Origin of the sequence: Geodermatophilus telluris (assembly GCF_900102745.1) — a bacterium.
GTDB lineage: Bacteria > Actinomycetota > Actinomycetes > Mycobacteriales > Geodermatophilaceae > Geodermatophilus > Geodermatophilus telluris.
This window is the reverse complement of record NZ_FMZF01000003.1, coordinates 452,681-476,042: the sequence shown is the minus strand read 5'-3', so window position 1 is coordinate 476,042 and position 23,362 is coordinate 452,681. Positions and strand designations below refer to the sequence as shown.

The following is a 23,362-nucleotide window of genomic DNA, read 5'->3' as shown; positions in this document are numbered from 1 at the left end:
CCAGCGGAGTCGTGCTCTGCCCACACCTGCGGGGCGGAGCACGACGTGGCTCGGGACTACAGGCGGGCCGTCGTCGCCGGGTCCTCCTCGCCGGCGAAGTACTGCTCGAGGACGGCGCGGAAGGCCGGCTCGTCCGGGTCGGCGTACGCGAACAGCGTCATCGACGAGCGCAGCTTGACGGCGTCGACCGGGCCGAACACCGCCACCGGGTCGGTGCCCGGCAGCTCGGTGAGCACCCGCGCGCACTCCACCAGCCGCGGGCCGAGCACCGGGTGGGCTAGGTAGGCGCGCGCCTCGTCGAGGCCGGTGACCGCGTAGTGCTGCGCCGTCGGGCTGCGGCCCAGCCCGGCGACCTGCGGGAACACGAACCACATCCAGTGGCTGGTCTTGCGCCCGGCGCGCAGCTCGGCCAGCGCCTGCTCGTAGCTGCCGGCCTGGGCGTCGACGAAGCGGCGCAGGCCGTACGGGTCGCCGCTCACGGCCATGCCCTACCCGGTCGTTCGCGTGGGGGAACGGACACGGCACGGGCCGAGTAGGCACCTGGTGCCGCTCGGGACGGCATGTCCGCGCGTGTCGGCGACCACAACCACCCTCTCGCAGGAGGTTTCGCCGGGAGCTGGCGCGGGACCACCGTCACGGGGCACGAGAGTCCGGACGCCCGGGCCAGCCGGCCGTCCGCCGTCACCAGCGCGCACCCCAGGGCCTCGGCGAGCGCGACGTAGGTGGCGTCGTAGGGGGTGACGGTCGCGCGGAGCTGCCAGACGCGGTCGAGCAGCCCGGGGGCCGGGTGACGGGTGACCCCCAGGCGGCGCCAGGTGTCGAGTGCCGACCACCCCTGGGCCGCGGTGAGGCGCTCGACGACCTCGTCGGGGACGTTGCGCAGTCAGTCGTAGGGGTTGGTGAGGACGGCGGTCGCCTCGACGACGTCAAAGGTGACGGGCGGGCCGTCGGTCGTGGTGGTGCCGGGGACGTCGGCCGGCGCGCTGCCGTCGACGGTGAACGTGGCACCCCAGGTCACGGTGAGGCCGGCCGTCCAGGTGCCCGAGCGGTACAGGTGCTCGGCGGCCTGGTCGGGGTACGGGCCGCCGGGCTCGGTGCTGGTGAGCGTCGGCACGGCGGGGTCTCCGGTGCGCCAGGTGAACTGCTGCGCCTCCGCGGCGATGACGACGGTGAAGCCGCGGATGTCCACGGTGAAGGTCTGGGCGGTGGGCGAGTCGGTCCAGAAGGCGACCGGGAGCCCGGACAGGCCGTCGCCGGGCGGTGCGTGCCGGGTGGTCAGCTGGGGGAGCGGCAGGCGCTGGAAGTAGCTGAACACCTCGTCCGGCGACGGCGGCGGGTTGAGCGCGGTGATGTCCAGGCACTCGGTCCGGAGGTCGACCCAGTCCCCGAGGAAGTCGCCGGGCTGTGCTCCTCCAGGGACCGGGATGGCAGCGCTACCGTTGGCGCGGACCACGGCCCGCTGCTGGACGGTGAGGAAGCGGACCACCCGGCCCGGATCGGCCGGACATGCCTGGAAGTCGAGCGCGTTGCAGAGGTCGCCCCGCTCCTCGACCAGGACACACGGTTGGCGCAGCCGGTACACGTAGAACGGGCCGAGCCCGTCCCCTCCGCTGCCGTCGTCGCCGATCAACCCGCCGATAGCGGCGCCGGAGTACTCGGTTGTCACCGAGCCTGCATCGAGCTCCGTCTCGGGACATCTTGAGTAGCTGCAGTCGCCTGCGGCGGAGTCGGCGTTCACAACGGCGATGACCGACACAATCAGTAACGCGAACAGGCTACGAAGTGCAGTTTTAATCATCCGTAGCCGAAGCCCGTCACGACCCAGGACTGACTCGCGGCCGACCAAATGAGGTTGATGCCACCAAAGACATTGGGCGCGACGTCCTGACCGTCGTCGACCGGAGCTCCAGTGGCGTCGACCCGCTGTACGGCCTCCTGCCGGATCCCGAAGCTGACGTAGGCGGTCTCGCCCTCCATGACGGGCGCGGGCACGTCGTTGAGCGTCAACTCGCCGCCCTGGTACCTCCACCCGCTGGCCGCTGTCTCGTCGAAGACCCGGGCGATGCGCTGACACTCGCCGCAGTCGGGTCCGAGGTCGCGGAGGGGCTGGCCTGCCGGAACAGCCTGCTGCCGCTCGAGCAGGTCGATCCAGTAGCGGAGGAAGGTCTCGGCGCCGGCGGCGTCCTGGGTGCGGGCCGCCGGCGGCACGGGGAAGTCGGCCGGACCGACCACGGGCAGCGCCTCGGTCGTCGGCGCGGATGTGGCCGAGGGCAGGCTCTCGCTGGGCGCCGCGGCGTCCTCGGAGCAGCCCGCCAGCAGCGCCGTCCCCAGCACGAGCGCCGCCGCCAGTCGGATCCGCCCCCTGTGATCACGCACGGCTGGGCACGATAGCCAGATCGCCGCGCCGCGTGGGCCGACCCTGTGGAGAGCCACCCGAAGGACGTCAGCGCGCGAGCGCGGCCTCCAGTCCCGACTCCGCGGCCAGCGCGCGCCCGACGGCAACCGCGTGCGTCATCCGCAGCGACCCGGCCAGCCACACCAGCACGTCATGCAGTCGCAGGCGGGTCACCGGCCGGCCGAGCAGCGTCGCCGTCGCCGTCTCCAGGCGGGCGAAGGCCGCCGCGTTCGCGTGCACCTCCCGGGAGATGCACGCCTCCGGGCCGCTGTCGCCCTCGCGCAGGTGCCCCCACAGCTGCCGCCGCGTGACGCCGTCGACCAGCGGCACCAGCGAGGGGTGGCGGTGGTGCAGCGCGGCGACGACGTGGCGCGCGGTCGGCCGGTCGGTGAGCGAGCGGAGGACGGCGCCCGCGGTGCCCGGCTCGGCCAGCACGGAGAACTCGTCGTCCGGGAGCTCCCAGAACGGTCGGCCGCCGGCGCGGGCGCGCAGGTCGCCGAGCAGCGGCCACACCTCGTCGAGGTCGGTGCGCACCGCCCGCCACCCGACCGGGTCGAGCCGGCCGTGCAGGCCCTCGGCCAGCAGCACGTCGCGGTCGGTGGGCCGGTCGGCGGTCTCCGGCGGCTGGCCGTCGAAGCGGTCGAAGCCGTAGGCGAGCACCTGGAACCAGCGGCCGTGCGGCGCGCTGGGGGAGCGGAAGAAGAGCGGGCGGCGTCCGCGGGCGTAGCCGAGGACGGCGGCCAGCGCGGTGCCCAGCGGGATCGGGTCGGGACCGGCGGAGGGGAGAACCAGGGCAGCGTCGTCCCGCCGTCCCCCTGTCACGGCGCCATTCTCGCCCCGGGAACTCGGCGCCGGTGGCCGATGAGTCCCGGCGGCGCGGCGGGTCACCACCGACATGCCGATGCTCGACCTGGGACCGGCGGCGACCGCGGTGGCGCGCGTGGTGGCCGGGGTCCGCGACGACCAGCTGTCCGCGCCCACCCCGTGCGAGGGCACGTCCGTGGCGGGGGTCCTCGGCCACCTGGCCGGTCTCGCCTACGCCTTCCGCATGGCGGCGGAGAAGACGCCCGTCGACGGCACCGCCTCCACCGACCCCGCGCACCTGCCCGCCGACTGGCGCACCTACGTCCCCGCACAGCTCGACGCGCTGGCCGCCGCGTGGCGGGACCCCGCGGCGCACGAGGGGGCGACCGCCGCCGGCGGCGTCGAGATGCCCGCCGAGGTGGCCGCCGTCGTCGCGCTCGACGAGGTCGTCGTCCACGGCTGGGACCTCGCCGTCGCCACCGGCCAGCCCTACGCCGTGGACGACGCGAGCGCCGAGGCGTGCCGCGCCTTCGCCGACTCCTTCGGCGACGACCGCCCGCCCGGCCTCTACGGCCCGCGCGTCCCCGTGCCCGACGGCGCCCCGGCGCTCGACCGGCTGCTCGGCGCCACCGGCCGCCACCCGGGGTGGCGACCGCCGGCCTGACACGGTCCTCGGACCCTGGTCCGTGAGTGCTGCCGGCGGTGAGGTGCTCACACCGCGTGCAAGCGGCACGGGGCGGTCCACGATCGGGGGAGATCATGCGCAGGCAGTTGGTGGTCGGGTTGGCGGCGCTCCTGCCGCTGGTGGCAGCGGCTCCGGCGATCGCTGATCCGGGTTCCCCGCTCGGGTCGCCGGTCTACCTGGCGCTGGGCGACTCCGTGCCCGCCGGTGTCGGTGCAGCGCCGGGTGCGGGCTACCCCGCGCTGCTCGAGGACCTCCTCGACGAGGACTACAACCCGGCGGCCGACAAGGCGACCGGGCAGTCGCTGGCGGACGTCGAGCTGGTGAACCTGGCCGTGCCCGGCGCGACGACGGCGTCCCTGCTGGCACAGCAGCTGCCCCGGGCGCTGGAGGTCATCGCGGAGCGGGACGCCGACCAGGACCCGAAGAACGACGTCGAGGTCGTCACGGTGACCATCGGCGGGAACGACGTCTTCACGCCCATCGTCGCCGCCTGCATCGCCACGACAGCGCCGGCGGGCTGCCGGGCCACGGTCGACGCCGCGCTGGCCGGCGTGCGGCAGCGCCTCACCGAGGTCCTCGGGTCGCTGGTCGCCGCCGCCGGACGGGACACCGAGGTCGTCGTGACGACCTACTACAACCCGATCGGCTCCTGCTTCCTGACCGGGGTGAACCCCGCCGCACCGGCGATCGCGGACGTCGTCCTGGAGGGCGGCACCGTCCCGGGCGTGCTCTCGCTGCAGTCGGGGCTGAACGACGTCATCCGCGCGGTCGCGGGGGAGACCGGCGCCCAGGTGACCGACCTGTACGGCGAGCTGGACGCGAGCCAGTACGTCGGCGGGCGGGACTGCCTGCACCCGAACCCGTCCGGGCACGCCGAGATCGCCGCGCAGCTCTACGCGACGCTGGCCCGCTGAGGTCCGGGCGCGGGAGCTGCCCGGCGGGCCGGTGGGGTGACGGCCGGACCGTCACCCCACCACCGCCGTCAGCTCTGGCCGGCCTTCTCCTTCTCGTACCGCTCGGTCATCGTCGCGACGGCCTGCAGCTGCGCGGCGGCGTAGTCCTCGCGCTTGCCGCCGGCGTACTCCTTGGCGTCGAGCGTCGCCTGCGCGTGGCTGATCTCCCCGCCCTGGAAGTGCGGCATGACGTGCTGGGCGATGAGCTCCCACGAGCGCTTGGTGGCCTGCGGGTTGGCCCACTCGTGGCCGAGCAGCAGCATCGCGCCGAAGCCGCCGGACTGGTCCCACAGCCGCTGCACCTGCGCGCGGGCGTCCTCGACGGTGCCGATGGCGCCGATGCCGGCCTCGTTGATGAAGTCGATCATCTCCTTGGCGTCGCCGCCCTCGACGGCCATCTGCGGGAAGGCCGCCGTCTTCTGGAAGTAGCGGAACCACGTCTCGATGCCGTACTGGACGTCGGCGTAGGCCTGCTCGCGCGTCTCGGCGATGTGCATCAGCCCGACCAGCCGCCAGTCGCGCCGGGAGACGGTCTGGCCGAAGTGCGCAGCCCGCTCCTCGACGACGTTCCAGTGGTGGGCCAGGGCGTCGAAGCCGTCCTTGGTGAGGGTGGCGCCGATGGAGAGCAGCCCGACGCCGTGCCGGCCGGCCATCCGCGGGCCGGTCGGGGAGGCGACCGCGGCGACGGCGATGTCGAAGCAGGGCTGGGTGTAGGGGCGCAGGTGCAGCCGGGCGTTGACCAGGTTGTGCGTCTTGGTCTGCTCGGTGACCGTCTCGCCGCGCAGCAGCCGCATGATGATGTCGAGGTCGACCTCGAGCAGCTCGCGGGTGTCCGTGGGGGTGAGCCCCAGCATCATCGAGTCGGTGGGCAGCGAGCCGGGGCCGCAGCCGAGCATCGCGCGGCCGCGGGTGAGGTGGTCGAGCAGCACCATGCGCTCGGCCACCCAGAGCGGGTTGTGGTACGCGACCGAGGTGACGCCGGTGCCCAGCTTGATGTGCCGGGTCCGCTCGGCGGCCGCGGCGATGAAGATCTCGGGGGAGGCGATGATCTCGGTGCCGGCCGAGTGGTGCTCGCCGATCCAGGCCTCGTCGTAGCCGAGCCGGTCGAGGTGCTCGACCAGTTCCAGGTCGCGCTGCAGGGCGAGCGTCGGGTTCTCGCCGGCGGGGTGGAACGGGGCCAGGAAGGTGCCGAAACGCAGCCGGTCCATGAGGGGTCCTCCTCGGTTCGGGGATGCTGCACATGGTGGTGCAGGTCACACGGTGCTGGCGAGGGTCAGCCCGCGATGAACGCGAGTGACGTCGGTGCCTGGGCGGTGGTGCAGGAGCCGACGACGGTGAGCGTTGCGCCGTCGGCGGCCAGCGCCACCTGGCCGAACGCGCCCTGACCGGGGCACAGCTGCGCGGCGGCGAGCTGGTCGCCGTCGGACAGGTCGAGCGTGACCACCCCGGACTCGACCTCGAAGCCGACCACCGGCAGGTAGGCGACCCGCCCGTCGGGGGAGACGGCGAGGTCGGCGGGCGTGCGGTCGGTCCCGGGGATCGGGAACGTGGTGACCTCCTCGCCGGCGACGGTGACCACGCGGAACGGGTCGTCGCCCGAGCCCGCGGTGAGGGTGGCGACGGCGGTGCCGTCGTCGGTGACCTGCAGGGCCGACGGGATGCTGGCCGGCTGGTCGGGGGCGAGTTCGATCGGGCCGGCGGTCTGCTGGAGGTCGTCGTCCCAGGTGGCCAGGGCGGCGACGTCGGCGAGGTCGGGGGCGCGGGCGTCGCTGAGCAGCGCGGTGGGGCCGCCGTCGGGGCGGACGGCGAGGGACTGCACGGTGAGCCCCTCGGCGAGGGCGGTGGTGGCCGTGACCTCGCCCGTTGCGGCGTCGACGGCGGCGAGCCGGCCGTCGTCCGTGGCCAGGTAGAGGCGGCGGCCGTCGGGGGAGAGGGCGGCGGCATCCCCCACCACGCCGACCTCGACCACCGTGGGGAGCGCCCCGCCGGGCGGGACCCGGGTGAGCCGGCCCGGGCCGGTGACGAGCGCGGTGCCGTCGGGGGTGACGAACAGCTGCGTGCCGACGTCCTCGACCCGACGGACGTCGCCGAGCCCCTCCTGGCTGATCGGCACCAGGTAGCCGACGCGCGGGTCGGCGGTGTCGGCGACCAGGGCGAGGCTCCCGCCGTCGGGGACGGCCGCGAGGTCGAGGACGTCGACGCCGGCAGGCGCGACGCTGTCGAGGTCGGCGCTGCCGAAGTTCTCCGTGAACGTCCGCGGTGCCGGGCCGGGCTCGCCCTCGACACCGGTGCACCCGGTGACGGCCACCAGCGCGACGAGGGCGGAACAGGCGGCGCGGCGGGCGGACGGCATGCGGGCTCCGGGGTCGGGAGCCGAGTGTGGGTCCGTCCCGGCGGGGGCGGCAACCGGGCGTCGTGGTCTGATGCGCTGACGGGCCGGCGGCGGTGCCGGGCCCCCGACGTGGAGGTGCGCTCGTGGCTGACGCCGAGGTCCTGCTCGAGGTCGACGGCGGCGTGGCGGTGGTGACGCTCAACGCGCCCGACCGGCGCAACGCGCTCACGCCGGACATGGCCGGCCGGCTCATCGAGGTGTTCGACCAGGTCGACGCCCAGCCGGAGGTCGGCGCGCTGGTCGTCCGCGCGGTGGGGAAGTCGTTCTGCGCGGGCGGTGACATCGCCACGCTGACCAGCGCCGGCCAGGACCCGGCCGCGCCCGACGCCTACGACGGCATGAGCCGGATCTACGACTCCTTCTACCGGCTGGGCCAGGTGAGGGTGCCCACCATCGCGGCGGTGCGCGGGTCGGCCGTGGGCGCGGGCATGAACATGCTGCTGGCCACCGACCTGCGCATCGTCGCGAGCGACGCCCGCCTGATCGCCGGCTTCCTCAAGCGCGGCATGCACCCCGGCGGCGGGCACTTCGTGATCCTGTTGCGGCTGATCGGCTGCGGGGCCGTCGCGGCGATGGCGCTGTTCGGCGAGGAGGTCAACGGGACGAAGGCCGTCGAGCTGGGCCTGGCGTGGGAGTCGGTGGACGACGCCGACGTCGAGCCGCGCGCGCTGGAGCTGGCCCGCCGCGTCGCCGCCGACCCGGAGCTGGCGCGGGTGGCGGTGGGCAACTTCCGGCGGGAGGTCGTCAACGGTGCGGTGAGCTGGGAGGTCGCCAGCCAGTTCGAGCGCCCGGCGCAGATGTGGTCGATGCGCCGGCAGGCCCGCTGACCCCGTGGCCTCGCGCGGCGGTCTCGCCGAGGCGCTCCGGCGCTTCGGCGAGGACGCCGGGACGTCGCCGCTGCAGGCGCGGGTGGCCCTCGCGCTGAGTGGGTCCGCCGAGGCGCTGCGGGCGCTGGAGGCGGTGCGGGCCCGGCAGCCCGCAGGCGTGCTCGCCGCGCTGCACGACCTCGCGCTGGCCGGCGGTGCCCCGGCGCTCGCCGCCGCCCACGCGGAGGGGGACGGCGAGGCGGCCGCCGCCGCGGCGGTCGACGCGGTGCTGCTGTCGGCCGACGCGCTCGCCGTGCGGCGGCCGGTGCGGACCGTCGAGGCCACCCGCTGCGCCGTGCTGTACCCGGCCGTTGCTGAGGCGGCGCGGCGGGCGGGCGCGGACGCGGTCGGGCTGGTCGACGTCGGCTCGCCGGCGCTGAACCCGCACCTCGACCGGCTGGGCATCGCCTACGACACCGGGCAGGTGGTGGGCGACCCGGCGTCGCCGGTGCGGCTGTCGGCGTCGGTGGTGGGTGGCCGGCCGGTCCCGTCGACAGCGGTGCCCGAGGTGGTCGCGCGGGTCGCCGTCGACCCCGACCCGGTCGACGTGAGCGACCCGGACGACGTCCGCTGGCTGCGCGCCTGCGTGCCGCCCGACCGGCCGGAGCGGGCGGCGCAGCTCGCGGCCGAGCTCGCGCTCGTGGCGGCCGACCCTCCGCAGCTCGTGCGCGGGGACGCCGTCGACGTGCTGCCCGACGCCGTCGCCCGGGTGCCCGGCGGCGCGCTGCCCGTCGTCACCACGACGTGGGCGCTGTCGCGGTACCCGCTGCAGAGCCGGCTGCGCTTCCTGCACCGGCTCGACGAGGTCGCGGCTCACCGGGCGGTGGCGTGGGTGTCGGTGGAGGGGGTCGGCGTCGCGCCGGCGGTCCCGACGCTGGGCGACCGCCGGGCGTCCGGGCACAGCACCGTCGGCGTGACGGTGCTCGACGGGGCGGTGGTGCGCGCCGAGGCCGTGGGCCGGTGCTGGTCGCGGGGCCGGCTGTTGTCCTGGCTGGCGGAGGTCCCTCGAAGCGACGGGGAGGCACACGTGACGGCCGGCTGACCGCTGCAGACGCGGAACTCGCCGTCCTGCTCGACGACGCCGATCTCCTCGCGGTGCATGGAGCCGTCGTGCCCGACCCAGAAGGTGACCAGGTAGGACCGTGAGGGAGAGACCGCCCGGGTGCGGGATCCTCCGACGACGACGGTGACATCGGCGACGTCCTGTCCCGTGCTGGCCATCACCGCGTTCTTCAGGCGGACGTACTGCTCGAAGGATCCGGTCGCCTCCTGCTCGGCGGAGCAGAGGAGTGCCCACGACGCGGTCCAGTCGTGGCGCTGGTCGGCGGTCAGGTACTGCTCGACCACCTCGGACGGTGAGGCCGGCCGCGAACCGAGCACGTGGTGGGCGACCACGCCGCCGACCACCGCAGCGACCGTGAGCACCGCCGCGGCGACGAGGAGTCCGCCACGACGGCGGCGACGACCGGCCGGTGGCAGGGCCGGGACGGCGTCGACCGCCCGGGCGCCCGGCTGCGGCGTCCACTGCGGGACGGCGGCCTGCCCCGGCGACCAGGGCTCCTCGGCGTTCACCGGGCACCGCCGGCCTGCCGCAGGAAGGCCCACGGCACGTCGACGAGCGGCTCGACCCGGCCCCCGGCGGCCAGGTGCAGGCTCCACGTGCCGTCGAGCGCGTCGTCGAGCACCTCGTGACAGGCGACGGCCCACCCGTCGTCGTCCTCGGTGACCGCCGGCTCGCCGGGACGGCACAGCGCCATGGCCAGGTGCGCGCCGTCCGGGCCGAGGGAAGCCGCCACCTCAGCGTGCACGTCGAGCAGCCCGGCGAGCAGCTGCCGGTCGGGCAGCAGGGGGACGTCCTCCACGGGGACCAGGACGGGGGACTGCCGGCCGTCGGCGGCGAACCAGGCCAGCCAGAGGCTGCGGCCGTCGAACGACGGAGGACGCAAGAGGTCGACCCAGCGGCGGGTCAACGCGAGGGAGGAGTGGACGGGGACGTCGGCGAGGGGAGGTGTCGTCACGCGGGACACCGTGGCACCGGCCGGGACCGTCTCCGGAGGTTCTCCACAGCTCCGGGCGGGAGCGACCTGACCAGACCGAGTCTGTGGACGGCCGCCCGCTCGTCGCACGACGCTCCTACTCTCGCGGCCGTGTTCCCCGAGCTGAGGTCGGTCCTCACCGACGCCGCCATCCGGCGGTCGGTCGAGGGCGACGCGTTCGGTCGCGGCCGGGCGTACGCGCTCGAGGGCCGGGTCCACGGGATCGAGTACGTGCCCGTGACCGCGGAGCTGACGGCCTTCGTGACGGGCAGCCAGCGGCGGGTGTACCGGACGGTCGCGTCCTACGACGGCGACCACGCGCGGTGGTGGGGCGAGTGCAGCTGCCCCGTGCAGGTCGACTGCAAGCACGTCGCCGCGCTGCTGACGGCGGCCCGCGGGAGTTCCCCGGCCGCGCCGGTGGCGCCCCGCGCGCCGCAGTGGGAGGACGCGCTGGCCGACCTGGTCGGGACCTCCGGGCCGTCCGGTGCGGCCACCCCGATCGCGCTGCAGTTCGACGTCGAGGCGGCGCGGTACCCGCAGACGAGGCGGTCGGTGCGGCTGCGCCCGGTCGTGCCCGGGGCGCGGGGCCGCTGGGTGCGCAGCGGTGTGTCGTGGCGCACCTTGCCCTACGACTTCACCGGTCGGCGGAACGAGGCGCACTCCGCGGCGCTGCAGGCGCTGTACCAGGCGTCGCACGCGGGCAGCGGCGTGCAGAACTACTGGTACGGCGGCTCGGAGCCACCGGTGCTGCTGGAGCAGTTCGGTCCCGGGCTGTGGCCGGGCCTGCGGCAGGCGGTGGACGACGGCGTCGCCCTGCTGACCACGCGCGGCGGCCCCGTGCGCGTCGCCGAGCCGGGGGAGCTGGTCGTCGACGTCCGCGCCGAGGACGGTGGCGGGCTGCGGATGCAGGCGGTGGTCGAGCTGGGCGACGGCGTCCGGGTCCCCGTCGAGTCGGTGCTGCCGATCGGCAGCCCCCCGCACGGCGTCGCGGTCCCGCCCGCCGCGGACGGCGTGCCCGCGGGACCGGTGGCGGACGAGGGGCTGGTGCTGGTCCCCCTGCAGCGGGTGCCGCGCAGCGTCGAGCGGCTGGTGGCCCGGGGGTCGGTCCGGGTGCCGGCAGCCGACCGCGCCCGTTTTCTCGAAGCCTTCTACCCGGCGCTGAGCCGGGGCCTTCCCGTGCGCTCCTCCGACGGGTCGGTCGAGCTGCCGGAGATCGCGCCGCCGCAACTGTGCCTGTCCGTCGCCCACGAGGCCGGGCACCGCGCGCGGCTCGCCTGGTCGGTGCTGTACCGGGCGGGGGACACGGTCAGACGGGTGCCCCTGGCGCCCGGCACCGGCGTCACCCCGGACGCCGGCCGCGACACCGCCGCCGAGGGCCGGTTGCTCGCCGCCCTGCCCGCCCCACCGGAGAGACTGCTGCGGTTGTGGCACGTCGCACCGCCGCGGCCGATCGCCACCGCGGAGCTCTCCGGCATGGACACCGTCGTCCTCGTCACCGAGTTCCTCCCGCGGCTGGCCGACGCCGGGGTCCTGGTCGAGGAGAGCGGTGCGGCACCGGACTTCCGGCAGGCGCGGTCCGCGCCGGTGGTCGCGGTGTCGGCGGTGGACCGCGACGACGGCGACTGGTTCGACCTCGGTGTCACGGTCTCCGTGGACGGCGAGGACATCCCGTTCGTGCACCTGTTCGCGGCACTCGCGGCGGGTGAGGAGCACCTGCTGCTCCCCAGCGGCACGTGGTTCGACGTCCGCCGTCCGGAGTTCGACCGGCTGCGGACGCTGATCGACGAGGCGCGAGCGCTGCAGGAGACCGACCGGCCGGGGCTGCGGATCAGCCGTTACCAGGCCGGGCTGTGGGAGGAGCTCGTCGAGCTGGGCGTGGTCGAGGAGCAGAGCGAGCGCTGGGCGCGCGAGGTGCAGACGCTGCTCGAGGTGGACACCCTGCCGCGGCCCGCCGCGCCCGCCGGGCTGGCGGTGCAGCTGCGCCCGTACCAGCTGGAGGGCTACCAGTGGCTGGCGGCGCTGTGGGAGGTCGGACTGGGCGGGGTGCTCGCCGACGACATGGGGTTGGGGAAGACGCTGCAGACGCTGGCCCTGGTGTGCCGGGCGGCCGAGGCCGGCGAGCTGACCGCCCCGGTGCTCGTGGTGGCGCCGACCAGCGTGGTGTCGAACTGGGCGCGGGAGGCGGAGCGGTTCGCGCCCGGCCTGCGGGTGCGGACGGTCGAGGGGACCGGCCGACGACGCGGGACGTCACTGGCCGCCGTCGCGGAGGGCGCCGACCTGGTGATCACCTCGTACACGCTGCTGCGGCTGGGGGAGGAGGAGTACCGGGCGCTGCCGTGGAGCGGGCTGGTGCTGGACGAGGCGCAGTTCGTGAAGAACCACCAGGCGAAGACGTACGCCGCCGCACGGCGGCTGCCGGCCCGGTTCAAGCTCGCGATCACCGGCACGCCGCTGGAGAACAGCCTGATGGACCTCTGGTCGATGCTGTCGATCGTGGCGCCGGGGCTGTTCCCGAGCCCGCAGCGGTTCACCGAGCACTACCGCCACCCCGTCGAGCGGGGTCGGGACCCCGAGCGGCTGGACGCGCTGCGGCGGCGGATCCGGCCGCTGATGCGGCGGCGCACCAAGGAGCAGGTGGCCGCCGAGCTCCCGGCCAAGCAGGAGCAGGTCCTGGAGGTGGTGCTCACCCCGAAGCACCGGAAGGTGTACGACACGCACCTGCAGTGGGAGCGTCGCAAGGTCCTCGGGCTGGTCGACGACCTGCAGGCCCACCGGTTCACCGTCTTCCGCTCGCTGACGCTGCTCCGGCAGTTGGCGCTGGATCCCGCGCTGGTCGACGACGGGTACGCCGGGATCGGGTCGAGCAAGGCCGACGCGCTCCTCGAGCACCTGCAGGAAGTGGTCGCCGAGGGTCACCGTGCGCTGGTGTTCAGCTCGTTCACCGGCTTCCTGGGCGCGGTGCGCAGCCGGCTGGACGCCACCGGCCTGCCGTACGCGTACCTGGACGGGTCGACACGGGACCGGGATGCGGTCATCTCCTCGTTCCGCGACGGCGGAGCGCCGGTCTTCCTGATCAGCCTCAAGGCCGGTGGGTTCGGGTTGAACCTGACCGAGGCCGACTACGTGTACGTGCTCGACCCGTGGTGGAACCCGGCCGCGGAGGCGCAGGCGGTCGACCGCGCGCACCGCATCGGTCAGGACAAGACGGTGATGGTCTACCGGCTCGTCGCCGCCGACACGATCGAGCAGAAGGTGCTGGCGCTGCAGGAGCGCAAGCGCGATCTGTTCGCCCGCGTGATGGACGACGCGGACGACGCGCTGACCGGCCCGCTCACCGCCGAGGACATCCGCGGCCTGTTCACCTGAGCCGGGCGACCGCCGACGGACTCGTGGCCTGCCCGTGGGCGCCCCCGCGAGGCGCGACCTCGGCGTCGGAGGAGCGAGGTCGGAGGCTCGCCCTCCCGGCGACGGACGTTGTCCCGCCTGGCCACCCGCCGCATGCGCTCGGCGATGACAGCGCTGGACGCGCCCGGGTGCGGACCCGGGTTTGTGGGAGCCCGGGGCCGCGTCGTCCGCACGACGACGACCCTGCCGGGGACCTACGACGGGTGGAGGCCGGTCACCGAGGTCCGTGCGGTCCTGCGGAGCGGGAGGTCAGCCGGGCGGCGGCGCCGCCACGGGTCGGTTCGGCTCGGACACCCGCGTGTCCCAGCGCGTGCTGGCCAGGCGTCGCTCGGTCACCGTGACGAGCGAGAAGACGTCCGTGGCGGTGTAGCCGGTGGTCCCGCGTTCGACCGAGCGGCGCCCGAGGATGCCCGCGTCGGCCAGTTCCTCCAGGGCAGCGCGCGCAGCGGGGAAGGAGACCCCGAGGCGTCGCTGAGCGGTGCGGGTGGTGAGGATCGGGATCTCGGGCAGCGTGCGGAGGATGCGCGACGTCGCCGAGTCCGCTCGCGGTGTCTCGCGGCGCCCTCGGGCCGCTCGGTGCTCGGCGAGCCTCGTCTCCCACTCGTCCTGCATCTGCGTGACCTGCTCGGCGAAGGTGGCTGCCTGCTCGGCGGCGACGGTCGTCGCCTCGAGGAAGAGGTCGAGCCAGGCGGCGACGGCGGACGCGGCCTCCGCGCTGTCGGGCGCCGAGGAGTAGCGATAGGCGGTCAGGCCGTCCACGTAGCGCCCGCGCAGCGTGGCGAGGACCAGACTGACCGGGAGGATGGCTGACGGCGTCAGGCCGCGCCGGGTGAGCACGGTGTGGATGAGCGCTCGTCCCACCCGGCCGTTGCCGTCGGTGAAGGGATGGATCGTCTCGAACTGCGCGTGGACGATGCCCGCTTGGACCAGAGGCGCGTGCACGGAGCCGTTCAGGTACTCGACGAGGTCACCCATCAGCCCCGGGACCAGGTCGGGCGGGGGCGGGACGAAGTCGGCGGACAGCGGATGCCAGCTCGAGCCGCCGATCCAGTTCTGGACCCGCCGGAGTCCGTGGTGCTTCTCGTCCGGCAACAGCGCGGCGTGCAGCTGTTCGACGTCGGCGACCGTGACGGCATCGCCGGCCGCGAGGTCCTCGCCCGCCCTGCGGAGGATCGTGATGTTGTTGGCCACCAGGCGCGCCTGGTCGCCGAAGCCGCGGACGTCCTCGTCCTGAGCGAGTTCGGCGAGCGCGACCTGCTGCGGTGAGGGCGCGATGCCCTCGATCAGCGAGCTGGCGATGGCTTCCGAGCGCAGGAGGAACCGCGACAGCCCCTCGAGTGCCCGCGCCCCTGGTCCGCTCGCCAGGTCGCGGACGGCCCGTTCGGCGACGGTTGCCCGGCGATTGACCTCGGCGGACATGCTGAGCGGTCGCGAGGTGACGAGGTCGGGGCGGTACTGCCGGTAGGGACCGGCACGTCGGTCGGAGCGGGGGACCATCTCGAGGTCCGAGTGGTCCCAGACCGCGTCGAGCCACTCAGCCACGTCCTCAACCTTGCACGCGGGAGGCGCCCGTCAAAGTTTCCGACACGATCCTTTGATGGTCGGTGTGTTCGTTCAAGGATCGCGTGGCGCTCGGCCGCCCGCGCGACGTGGAACGGGCCAGCGGCTCACCGGCCCTCGTCCTGCCACGAGCGGACGGCCGAGAGGAACGGGGCGGAGCACCGGTCGATCGCGGCCAGGGTCTCGTCCGTGAGCCCGGGCCGCAGACCGCGCTCGGCGTGGCCGTACCGGACCAGGTCGCGGAGCAGCTCCGGCGCACGCCCGGCATCGACGTCGAGGAGCGCGGAGCTCTGGGGATCGAGCAGCCGGGCGACGTGGTGCGGCGCCCACGACAGCGGGTCGCCGAGCCCGTTGGCCAGGCCGTCGCCCAGGACCGCCTCGAGGAGCGGCGCCAGGTGCCCACTGGTCCACGGACGTCCCCAGGGACTGGCGAGGAAGGCCGCGGCGACGTCGTCGAGGTCGACGTCCTCGACCGCTCCCGGCACGGTCGCGTCGCCACCGGAGGGCAGCCGCGCGACCAGCCAGCGGACCAGCGGCCGCAGCCGAGGCCAGGGAGCCTCCCTGCCGAGCAGGGCATCGAGGTCCGGTCCGCGCAGTGCACCGGTGAGCCGGGCACGCGCGTCGGCGGGCGCGATGTCCCGCACGGACAGGTCCGGGGTGCCTCCGGCGATCCGCGCCACGACGTCGTCGAGACGCTCCTCGTAGGCGACGCCTCCGACGGCCCGGGAGCCGAGCTCGTTGTCGACCCGGACGACGGCGGTCAGCGCGTGACCACCGGGAACGGTCGCGCCGACGACCAACTCGTCTACGTCGCGGAACGGCCCGCTCAGCTCGACGGCGCGGCTCACGGGCTCGGCACGGTGCAGCTCAGCGAGCCACCGGGGGAGGGCGTGCCCGCGGTCGGCGGCGGCGCGACGCATCTCCCGTCGCAGGCCCTCGTCGCCGGTGAGCGCGGCCGTCGCCACGGCGCCGGCGGAGCACTCTGGCCGGTCCCAGGCGGCGATCCCGCGAACCACGGTGGCGGTCACGGCGGGTTCCATCGCGCCCGCGGGGATGCCCAGGAGCATCGCCGCGGTGGCGAGCAGCGGACCGGGCGTGGGGGAGTCCGCGCCGGCGCGCAGGGCGTTCGCCACCATGGCCTGCCAGTCGGCGGCGACCTGCGGGTCGATCGGGAGGGAGTGACGTCGTCCGGTCGTGGTCATGTCGGCGGACGCTAGGAGCGTCCGCCGACACGACCCGTCCGATCCGAGAGGACCTGTGGACAACCCGCCCGGGGTGGCCGTGGAGGGGTCAGGGCGGCGATGGTGCGGTGGGACCTCGGCCGGCCGTCCCCGAGGCCGCCGCACCGCCGTTCCGCCCGGAACCCGGCTCAGCCGCCCATGCCCGGAGCGGGCGGGAGCACGCCGGCCTTGGTCAGCCAGCCGAGCCAGTCACCGATGTGCCAGGCCTCGGACACCCTGTCCCCGGTCCAGTGCAGGACGTGCGCGCCGTCCGCGGACGCGTGGTTCCCGGTCGGTTCCACCCCCGGGAGCAGCGGCGTCGTCCCGGAGAGGTCGGCCTCGGCCGTCCAGCGGTGCACGGAGGTGGTCCCGTCGACGACGTGTTCGTGCACCTGGACGTGGATGCCGGAGAAGCCTGATCGGAAGGCGGCGACGAAGTCCCGCAACCCGTCGCGGCCCATGTCCGGGAACGGGGGCCCGTGGTAGACGAGGTCCTCGGCGAACACCTCGTCGACGGCGGACACGTCCCCCTGCTCCCAGGCCGCCATGAAGCGGATCATCGCCTCGCGCGCCCGGTCCTTCGAGACCGTCGAACCCGTGGTCTGGGTCATGGCAGCAGCTCCTTCCGCGCGTGTCCTCGATGACGTCCCCGATGCTCCCCGGGCCGACGTGCCGGACCAGAGACTTCCGCCACCTGAGCGGGGCGTCAGTGGACGGCGCGCTCCTGCCCGGCCCAGTACGGCTCGCGCAGCGTCCGCTTGAGCACCTTCCCGGCGGCGGAGACGGGCAGCGCGTCGACGACGTCCACCGACCGCGGCGTCTTGTACGAGGCGAGCCGGTCGGCGCAGAAGGCCCGCAGGTCCTCCAGGGTCACGGTGGCGCCGGCCGCCGGGACGACGACGGCGTGCACGCGCTCGCCCCACGTCTCGTCCGGGACGCCGATGACCGCGCAGGTGGCCACCGCCGGGTGCTGGGCGAGGACGTTCTCCACCTCGACCGAGTACACGTTCTCCCCGCCGGAGATGATCATGTCCTTGAGGCGGTCGGTGAGGTACAGGTAGCCGTCCTCGTCCATCCAGCCGGCGTCGCCGGTGTGCATCCACCCGCCGCGCAGCGCCTCGGCGGTCTCCGCTGGCCGGTCCCAGTAGCCGAGCATCACGTTGCCGCCGCGGACGACGACCTCGCCGACCTCCCCGCGCGGCAGCTCGGCGTCGTCCGGGCCGACCACGCGCACCTCGGCGTGCGGGGCGGCGCGGCCGACGGAGCGCCGGTGCCGCGGGTCCTCGTGGTCTTCGGGCGTGAGCACCGTGGCCGCCGGGGCGAGTTCGGTCATGCCGTAGGCCTGCATGAACCGGGCGTTGGGCAGCGCCTTCATCGTCCGGCCGAGCAGGGCGTCGGACATCGGGGAGGCGCCGTAGAGCACCCGCCGGACGCTGGTCAGGTCGAACTCGTCGACCCGCGGGTGGTCGACCACCAGCTGGACCATCGTGGGCACCAGCAGCAGGTCGGTGACGCCGTGCTCCTGGACGGCGGTGAGCACGGCGACCGGGTCGAACACCGGGATCATCACCTGCGTGCCGCCGACCACGCCGCCGCTGACCCAGGTGGAGAAGGCGGCGAGGTGGAACATCGGCGCGGCGTGCAGCAGGACGCAGTCGCGGGGGAAGGGGACGGTGGCCAGCCCGCCCATGGACGACGTCAGCAGGTTGTCGTGGCTGAGCTTGACGCCCTTGGACCGGCCGGTGGTGCCGCCGGTGTAGAAGACGCCGGCCAGGTCGGCGCCGCCGCGGCGGGCGTCCTCGACCGGCTCGTGCGCCGCCACCAGCTCCTCGAAGGACAGCAGGCCGTCGGGGGGAGGCCCGTCCCCCGCGTGGACGACGGACCGCAGCCCTCCGTGCGCCGCGCGGATGCCGTCGACGCACGCCGTGAAGACGTCGTCCACCACGAGCACCCGGGCGTCGACCTCGGCGAGGGAGTCGGCGATCTCGGGGACGCTCCACCGGATGTTGACCGGGACGACGACGCCGCCGGCCCACAGCGTCGCGGCGAGGAACTCGTGGAAGCGGTCGGAGTTCAGCGACAGGATCGCCGCGCGCTCGCCGTCGCGGATGCCGAGTTCCTGCAGGGCGGCCGCGAGGCGGGCGATGCGGTCGACCGACTCGGCGTGGGTGCGGGTGCGGCCGGCGCAGACGGTGGCGGGATCGTGCGGGCGTTGCTGGACGTGGCGGTGCAGACCCTGGGTGACGTACACGGGGACCTCTCCCTCCGGTGCGGGTCCGCAGCGTCGCGCCGGCGGGGTGCGGCGGGCCAGGGGCGGACGGCCCGGTCAGCCGATGACGAAGGCGGTGGTGGCGGGGTGGGCGCCGAGGCAGGAGCCGACGACGGTGACCGTGCCGCCGTCCGCGGCGATCGCCCCGAAGGCGCCGGCGCCGCCGCACAGCCCGGCGACGGTGGTGACCTCGCCGGTGGCCAGGTCGACCGCCGTCAGCTCGGCCGGGTGGTAGGAGGCGGACAGCACGAGGTACGCGAGGTCGCCGTCGACGGCGACGTCGAGGGCGGTGTCGTCGGTGCCCTCGAGGTCGACCTGCGTGCGCACCACGCCGTCGACGACGGTGACCAGCCGGCCGGCGTCCTGCGCCTCGTTCGTGTAGGCGGTGACGACGACGGTGCCGTCGGCGGTGACCTGCAGGTCGGTGGGTGTGCCGACCTCCTCCGGGACGACCGCGACCGGGTCGCCGACGTGTCGCAGGTCGGGGGTGAGGCGGAGGAGCTCGACGCCGTCCCGGTGGACGAGGGCGGCGAGGCCGTCGGGTGTACGCGCCAGGTGGGTGACCCGGCCGGGCGCGGTGGCGGTGGTCCCGGCCTCGCCGGTGCGCGCGTCGACGGCGGTCAGTTGCTCGTCGTGGGCGAGGTAGAGGGTGTCGCCGTCGAGGACGGCGGCGCTCGGGGGTCCGGTCCCCGGCAGGGGGAGGACGGTGCCGTCGGGGCGGGTGAGCACGGTGCCGACGACGAGCGGCATGCCGTCGTCGGCGATCACCAGCTCGCTGCCCGGCTCGGCGGCGGGGACCTCCTGGACCACACCGGTGGTCGGGGTGACCAGCCAGCTGCCGCCGTCGCCGCCTCGGACGAGGGCCACGGGCGGGCTCCCGGGGGCGAGGTCGAGGACGGTGACGTCGGTGCCGACAGCCGCGTCGAGGTCGACGGTGCGTTGCACCTGCAGGCGCTCCCGCGCGTCCCCGCCGGTGCAGCCGGCCGCGAGCAGGACGGCCAGTGCGGTCACGGCGGCGCGCGACACGCCCGTGGCTCAGCCCGGCAGGTGCACCAGCTCTAGCTGGATGTTGTCCGGGTCGCGGAACACCAGGACCGAGTACGGCATCGGGTCGGTGGTGTCGGTGACGCCGGCGTGCGGCACGCCCTGCTCGTCGAGCCAGGCGGCCCAGGCGTCGAGGTCCTCGCGGGAGGAGACCGCCAGCGCGAAGTGGTCGAGGCCGGTCACCGTCTCGCTGGCCGGCGTGCCGGGGTTGGCGGCGTGGCGGTGGATTCCGATGGCCCACCCCTGGGCCGGTTCGAGGAGGACGACGGCGTGCCCGGACTCCTCCGCGCCGTAGTGGGGGAACGTCATCGGGAGCGGCTCGAGCCCGAGCACTCGCCGGTACCAGGCGACGCTCGCGTCGAGGTCCGTGGCCGTGATCGAGAAGTGGTGGAAGCCCGCGATGGCCGGCCGGGTTGCGGAGACGGTCACGTCGTCCTCCTGAGAACCGGTGGGGTCCGGAGCGTGGTGCCGGCGACGCCCGCGGCGACAGAGGCGGACGGCCCCGACGCCGCGGGGTGAGCTGCTCGTGTCACCGGGTGAGCACGCGCAGGTCGCGGGCCGTCGGGGGGTTGGCCTGCCGTCCTGCGACCCCCGAGGCTCCGGGTCGGAGCGGAGGGGGGACCGCGTGGCCGTCTACCAGTACCGGTGCGCCGAGCACGGCGTGCTGGAGGTCGCCCGGCCGATCGGCACCGCGGCCGACGCCGAACCCTGCCCCGACTGCGCGACCCCCGCGCCCCGGGTCTTCACCGCGCCGCGCCTGTCGCTGGGCTCGGCCCGCAACCGGGCGCTGATCGACCGCACCGAGCGCACCGCCGACCAGCCCGCCGTGGTCTCCGCGGCGCCGTCCCGGCCGGCCGCTCCACGGGTGCACAACCCGGTCCACGCCCGCCTGCCCCGTCCCTGATCCTGGAGGTCCGCCGTGCCCGAGGTCGTCTTCCCGCTCGACTCCAGCAGGTCGTTCACCGACCAGGAGCTGGTCGGCCACAACCGCTGGCACCCCGACATCCCGCCGGCGGTGACCGTGCGCCCGGGCGACGTCTTCCGGGTGCACTGCCGCGAGTGGTTCGACGGCGCCATCCACAACGACGACTCGGCCGACGACGTCCGGGACGCGCCGCTGTCCCGGGTGCACGCGCTGTCGGGGCCGATCGCGGTGGAGGGAGCCGAGCCCGGCGACCTGCTGCTGGTCGACATCCTCGACCTGGGCCCGATCCCGCAGGAGGACTCCGGCCCGCTGGCCGGCCAGGGCTGGGGCTACACCGGCATCTTCTCGAGGACCAACGGCGGCGGGTTCCTCACCGACCAGTTCCCCGACGCGTACAAGGCGATCTGGGACTTCCGCGGGCAGACGGCGACGTCGCGGCACGTGCCCGGGGTGTCCTACACCGGGATCACCCACCCCGGGCTGATGGGCACCGCGCCGTCGGCGGACCTGCTGGCGCGCTGGAACCGGCGGGAGGGCGCGCTGATCGCCACCGACCCCGACCGCAACCCGCCGCTGGCCCTGCCGCCGCTGCCGGACGACGCGATCCTGGGGTCGCTGTCCGGCGCGGAGTTCGACCGGGTCGCCGCGGAGGCCGCCCGGACCGCGCCGCCGCGGGAGAACGGCGGCAACCAGGACATCAAGAACTTCACCCGCGGCAGCCGCGTCTTCTACCCGGTGTTCGTGCCGGGGGCGAAGCTGTCGGTGGGCGACCTGCACTTCTCCCAGGGCGACGGCGAGATCACCTTCTGCGGCGCGATCGAGATGGGCGGCTTCATCGACCTGCACGTCGACCTGCTCAAGGGCGGGATGGAGACGTACGGGGTGGCGGAGAACGCGATCTTCCTGCCCGGCAACGTCGAGCCCCGCTACGACCGGTGGCTGGCCTTCTCGGGCACCTCGGTGACGCTGGACGACGAGCAGCACTACCTGGACTCCGACCTGTCCTACCAGCGGGCCTGCCTGCACGCGATCGACTACCTGACGAAGTTCGGCTACAGCCCCGAGCAGGCCTATCTCCTGCTGGGCTCGGCGCCGATCGAGGGCCGGCTGTCGGGCGTCGTCGACATCCCGAACTCGTGCGCGACCGTCTACATCCCGACCGGGATCTTCGACTTCGACGTCGAGCCGTCGGCGTCGGGGCCGGTGCGCATAGACCCGGGCATGGGCGCACCGAGGTCGTCCGCCTGAGTGGTCCTGGGCAGTGCCGTGCCGGAACGTGTTCCGCTGGTGACGCTGGGCAGCTAGCGTGGCCGCGCGTGAGCGCCCTGATCCCGACGCCCCGCCTGCCCGTGACCGAGCTACCGAACCCGCGGCTGGCGGTCGCCGAGGAGGCACGGCTGGCCGCGATCGCCAGCTACCAGGTGCCGGGGCACGCCGGGATCGAGGACCTCGACGCCGTCGTCGCCTACATGGCCGGGACGGTGGACGCGCCGATCGCGATGATCAACCTGGTCGGCCCGGACGAGCAGTGCTACCCGGCCGAGAAGGGCGCGGGCGCGCCGTACTCGCACGTTCCTGACGAGCTGTCGTTCTGCGCGTACGTGGTGGCGCTGCGGGCGCCGCTGGAGGTGGCCGACGCGGCCGAGCACCCGGTGTTCCGCGACAACCCGGCGGTGGTGGCCGGGGCGATCCGGTCCTACCTCGGGGTGCCGCTGATCGACGAGGACGGCTTCGTGCTCGGCTCGCTGGGCGTGTTCGACGACGAGCCGCGGGAGTTCACGCCGGCGGAGCAGGCGGTGCTGGAGATCCAGGTCCGGCTGGTGCGCAGCGTGCTGTCGCTGCGGCGGCAGGTGGCCTGGCACCGGTGGGACGCCGGGCTGCTGGCGGCGCAGGGGCGCACGCTCGAGGCGGTGGCGGCCGGGCGGCCGCTGGAGGACACGCTCGACCTGCTGGCCTCCGCCACGGCCGAGCTGGACTCCGAGGCAGACGCCGCGCAGTCGCGGCGGCTGCAGGAGACGGTGGACCGGCTGACCGCCGTGGCCACCAAGGCCGACGGCTGGAAGCAGGCGCTGCTGCGCTCGGCCCGGCAGGACCCGCTGACCGGGCTGGCCAACCGCAGCCACCTGCTCGACACCGGCCGCGCGGCGCTGGCCGCCGGGGGAGCGGTGCTGTTCGTGGACGTCGACCGGTTCAAGGAGGTCAACGACCGCGGCGGGCACGCGGTGGGGGACCAGCTGCTGGTGCGGCTGGCCGAGCGGATGCGCCGGTACGTGGAGAAGGAGCTGCCGGGGGCAGTGGTCGGCCGGCTGGGCGGGGACGAGTTCGTGGCGGTGCTGCCGGGGGTGTCCGCCACCGCGGCGGAGGCGATCGGGCACGGGCTGGCCGCGGTGCTGGTGGACGAGGTGGAGGTAGGACGGCGGACCGTGCGGGTGTCGGCGTCGATCGGGCTGGCGATGGCCGCTGCCGGGACGACGCTGGACGAGGTCCTCTCCCTGGCGGACCGGGCGATGTACGGCGCGAAGGAGCGCGGCCGCGGCGTCCTGCACGTGGTCGAGGCCGAGGACCTGCCGGCGGAGCGCCGTGCCGTTGCACGGGCAACAACGCCGCGACGCTGACCAGCGCCGGCATGGACCCGGTCGCGCCCGACGCCTACGAGGGCATGGGCCGCATCTACGACTCCTTCTACCGGCTGGGCCAAGTGAGGGTGCCCACGATCGCGGCGGTGCGCGGGTCGGCCGTGGGCGCGGGCATGAACATGCTGCTGGCCACCGACCTGCGCATCGTCGCGAGCGACGCCCGCCTGATCGC

Annotated in this window: 23 protein-coding genes and 1 pseudogene; 9 read left to right on the top strand and 15 right to left on the bottom strand. The window is 74.7% G+C overall.

The annotated features are described in order from the left end of the window. Positions 1-56: 56 nt before the first annotated feature. The 5 genes from BLQ97_RS12650 to BLQ97_RS12630 form a co-directional block, all read right to left on the bottom strand. A complete protein-coding gene (locus BLQ97_RS12650) occupies positions 57-479 on the bottom strand; it encodes a DUF1810 domain-containing protein (protein ID WP_342670507.1) in 423 nt (140 codons plus the stop codon). Beyond that, positions 476-775 carry a type II toxin-antitoxin system VapC family toxin gene (locus tag BLQ97_RS24350; protein WP_425402618.1) on the bottom strand — a complete coding sequence of 100 codons (300 nt, stop codon included), beginning with the start codon at positions 773-775 and terminating at the stop codon, positions 476-478. Before BLQ97_RS24350 ends, BLQ97_RS12650 begins: the two co-directional genes overlap by 4 nt. Before the next feature lie 108 nt (positions 776-883). Beyond that, on the bottom strand, positions 884-1,666 hold the full coding sequence (locus BLQ97_RS12640; RefSeq protein WP_139173621.1) for a hypothetical protein: 783 nt from the start codon (positions 1,664-1,666) through the stop codon (positions 884-886). Positions 1,667-1,794: 128 nt separating this feature from the next. Further along, positions 1,795-2,376 carry a hypothetical protein gene (locus BLQ97_RS12635; protein WP_139173619.1) on the bottom strand — a complete coding sequence of 194 codons (582 nt, stop codon included), beginning with the start codon at positions 2,374-2,376 and terminating at the stop codon, positions 1,795-1,797. 67 nt (positions 2,377-2,443) lie between these two features. Continuing rightward, positions 2,444-3,217, bottom strand: a complete 774-nt coding sequence (locus BLQ97_RS12630; RefSeq protein WP_091366204.1) for a DUF6308 family protein — start codon at positions 3,215-3,217, stop codon at positions 2,444-2,446. Positions 3,218-3,296: 79 nt separating this feature from the next. Between BLQ97_RS12630 and BLQ97_RS12625 the strand changes: the two genes are divergently transcribed. Together BLQ97_RS12625 and BLQ97_RS12620 are read left to right on the top strand one after the other, a co-directional pair. After that, positions 3,297-3,863 carry a TIGR03086 family metal-binding protein gene (locus tag BLQ97_RS12625; RefSeq protein WP_245692119.1) on the top strand — a complete coding sequence of 189 codons (567 nt, stop codon included), beginning with the start codon at positions 3,297-3,299 and terminating at the stop codon, positions 3,861-3,863. A 95-nt stretch (positions 3,864-3,958) separates the two neighbouring features. Beyond that, entirely contained in the window at positions 3,959-4,798 is an 840-nt protein-coding gene (locus BLQ97_RS12620; RefSeq protein ID WP_091366202.1) for an SGNH/GDSL hydrolase family protein, read from the top strand. 68 nt (positions 4,799-4,866) lie between these two features. Here BLQ97_RS12620 and BLQ97_RS12615 read toward each other — a convergent pair whose 3' ends face one another. Together BLQ97_RS12615 and BLQ97_RS12610 are read right to left on the bottom strand one after the other, a co-directional pair. Then, positions 4,867-6,045: an LLM class flavin-dependent oxidoreductase gene (locus BLQ97_RS12615; RefSeq protein WP_091366201.1), complete on the bottom strand. Its 1,179-nt coding sequence runs from the start codon at positions 6,043-6,045 to the stop codon at positions 4,867-4,869. 65 nt (positions 6,046-6,110) lie between these two features. Beyond that, complete coding sequence (locus BLQ97_RS12610) at positions 6,111-7,190, bottom strand: WD40 repeat domain-containing protein (RefSeq protein ID WP_091366200.1); 1,080 nt, start codon at positions 7,188-7,190, stop codon at positions 6,111-6,113. A gap of 122 nt (positions 7,191-7,312) precedes the next feature. Between BLQ97_RS12610 and BLQ97_RS12605 the strand changes: the two genes are divergently transcribed. Together BLQ97_RS12605 and BLQ97_RS12600 are read left to right on the top strand one after the other, a co-directional pair. Then, positions 7,313-8,056, top strand: coding sequence for an enoyl-CoA hydratase-related protein (locus tag BLQ97_RS12605; protein ID WP_091366199.1), 744 nt, complete (start codon positions 7,313-7,315; stop codon positions 8,054-8,056). Positions 8,057-8,060: 4 nt separating this feature from the next. Further along, positions 8,061-9,137, top strand: a complete 1,077-nt coding sequence (locus tag BLQ97_RS12600; RefSeq protein ID WP_091366198.1) for a DUF2332 domain-containing protein — start codon at positions 8,061-8,063, stop codon at positions 9,135-9,137. Positions 9,138-9,151: 14 nt separating this feature from the next. Here the strand turns inward: BLQ97_RS12600 and BLQ97_RS24485 are convergent. Together BLQ97_RS24485 and BLQ97_RS12595 are read right to left on the bottom strand one after the other, a co-directional pair. Beyond that, a pseudogene (locus tag BLQ97_RS24485) lies at positions 9,152-9,667 on the bottom strand (hypothetical protein); the annotation flags it as partial. Beyond that, positions 9,664-10,113 carry a hypothetical protein gene (locus tag BLQ97_RS12595; protein ID WP_091366197.1) on the bottom strand — a complete coding sequence of 150 codons (450 nt, stop codon included), beginning with the start codon at positions 10,111-10,113 and terminating at the stop codon, positions 9,664-9,666. The pseudogene BLQ97_RS24485 and the gene BLQ97_RS12595, both read right to left, overlap by 4 nt. 129 nt (positions 10,114-10,242) lie before the next feature. Here BLQ97_RS12595 and BLQ97_RS12590 point away from each other — a divergent pair, with 129 nt between their 5' ends. Beyond that, on the top strand, positions 10,243-13,497 hold the full coding sequence (locus tag BLQ97_RS12590; RefSeq protein ID WP_091366196.1) for a DEAD/DEAH box helicase: 3,255 nt from the start codon (positions 10,243-10,245) through the stop codon (positions 13,495-13,497). 288 nt (positions 13,498-13,785) lie between these two features. Here BLQ97_RS12590 and BLQ97_RS12585 read toward each other — a convergent pair whose 3' ends face one another. The 6 genes from BLQ97_RS12585 to BLQ97_RS12560 form a co-directional block, all read right to left on the bottom strand. Next, a complete protein-coding gene (locus BLQ97_RS12585; RefSeq protein WP_091366195.1) occupies positions 13,786-15,078 on the bottom strand; it encodes a Fic family protein in 1,293 nt (430 codons plus the stop codon). A 125-nt stretch (positions 15,079-15,203) separates the two neighbouring features. Beyond that, positions 15,204-16,298, bottom strand: a complete 1,095-nt coding sequence (locus tag BLQ97_RS12580; RefSeq protein WP_091366194.1) for a hypothetical protein — start codon at positions 16,296-16,298, stop codon at positions 15,204-15,206. Between the two features lie 167 nt (positions 16,299-16,465). Then, the gene (locus BLQ97_RS12575) at positions 16,466-16,927 is read right to left on the bottom strand and encodes an ester cyclase (RefSeq protein WP_091366193.1); all 462 of its coding nucleotides are present in this window, start codon (positions 16,925-16,927) and stop codon (positions 16,466-16,468) included. 95 nt (positions 16,928-17,022) lie between these two features. Then, a complete protein-coding gene (locus tag BLQ97_RS12570; RefSeq protein WP_091366192.1) occupies positions 17,023-18,567 on the bottom strand; it encodes an acyl-CoA synthetase in 1,545 nt (514 codons plus the stop codon). Positions 18,568-18,642: 75 nt separating this feature from the next. Further along, positions 18,643-19,596: a hypothetical protein gene (locus BLQ97_RS12565; RefSeq protein WP_175471714.1), complete on the bottom strand. Its 954-nt coding sequence runs from the start codon at positions 19,594-19,596 to the stop codon at positions 18,643-18,645. 24 nt (positions 19,597-19,620) lie between these two features. After that, positions 19,621-20,058, bottom strand: a complete 438-nt coding sequence (locus tag BLQ97_RS12560) for a VOC family protein (protein WP_091366190.1) — start codon at positions 20,056-20,058, stop codon at positions 19,621-19,623. A gap of 196 nt (positions 20,059-20,254) precedes the next feature. On the opposite strand from BLQ97_RS12560, the gene BLQ97_RS12555 reads away from it, so the two are divergent. From BLQ97_RS12555 to BLQ97_RS12540, 4 genes are all read left to right on the top strand, one after another. Continuing rightward, a complete protein-coding gene (locus BLQ97_RS12555; protein WP_091366189.1) occupies positions 20,255-20,533 on the top strand; it encodes a zinc ribbon domain-containing protein in 279 nt (92 codons plus the stop codon). 15 nt (positions 20,534-20,548) lie between these two features. Then, positions 20,549-21,802 (top strand): formamidase, encoded by a 1,254-nt coding sequence (gene fmdA, locus BLQ97_RS12550; protein WP_091366188.1) that lies wholly within the window; start codon positions 20,549-20,551, stop codon positions 21,800-21,802. Positions 21,803-21,870: 68 nt separating this feature from the next. Next, complete coding sequence (locus tag BLQ97_RS12545; protein WP_091366187.1) at positions 21,871-23,169, top strand: sensor domain-containing diguanylate cyclase; 1,299 nt, start codon at positions 21,871-21,873, stop codon at positions 23,167-23,169. Positions 23,170-23,180: 11 nt separating this feature from the next. Next, the coding region (locus BLQ97_RS12540) for an enoyl-CoA hydratase-related protein (protein WP_245692118.1) at positions 23,181-23,362 on the top strand (182 nt) is incomplete at its 3' end.

What these genes read in the sequence shown, in the direction of transcription:
- BLQ97_RS12625 (WP_245692119.1), top strand. Translation starts at nt 3,297, where the DNA reads ATGCTCGACCTGGGACCGGCGGCGACCGCGGTGGCGCGCGTGGTGGCC.
- BLQ97_RS12620 (WP_091366202.1), top strand. Translation starts at nt 3,959, where the DNA reads ATGCGCAGGCAGTTGGTGGTCGGGTTGGCGGCGCTCCTGCCGCTGGTG.
- BLQ97_RS12615 (WP_091366201.1), bottom strand. Translation starts at nt 6,045, where the DNA reads ATGGACCGGCTGCGTTTCGGCACCTTCCTGGCCCCGTTCCACCCCGCC.
- BLQ97_RS12610 (WP_091366200.1), bottom strand. Translation starts at nt 7,190, where the DNA reads ATGCCGTCCGCCCGCCGCGCCGCCTGTTCCGCCCTCGTCGCGCTGGTG.
- BLQ97_RS12580 (WP_091366194.1), bottom strand. Translation starts at nt 16,298, where the DNA reads ATGACCACGACCGGACGACGTCACTCCCTCCCGATCGACCCGCAGGTC.
- BLQ97_RS12575 (WP_091366193.1), bottom strand. Translation starts at nt 16,927, where the DNA reads ATGACCCAGACCACGGGTTCGACGGTCTCGAAGGACCGGGCGCGCGAG.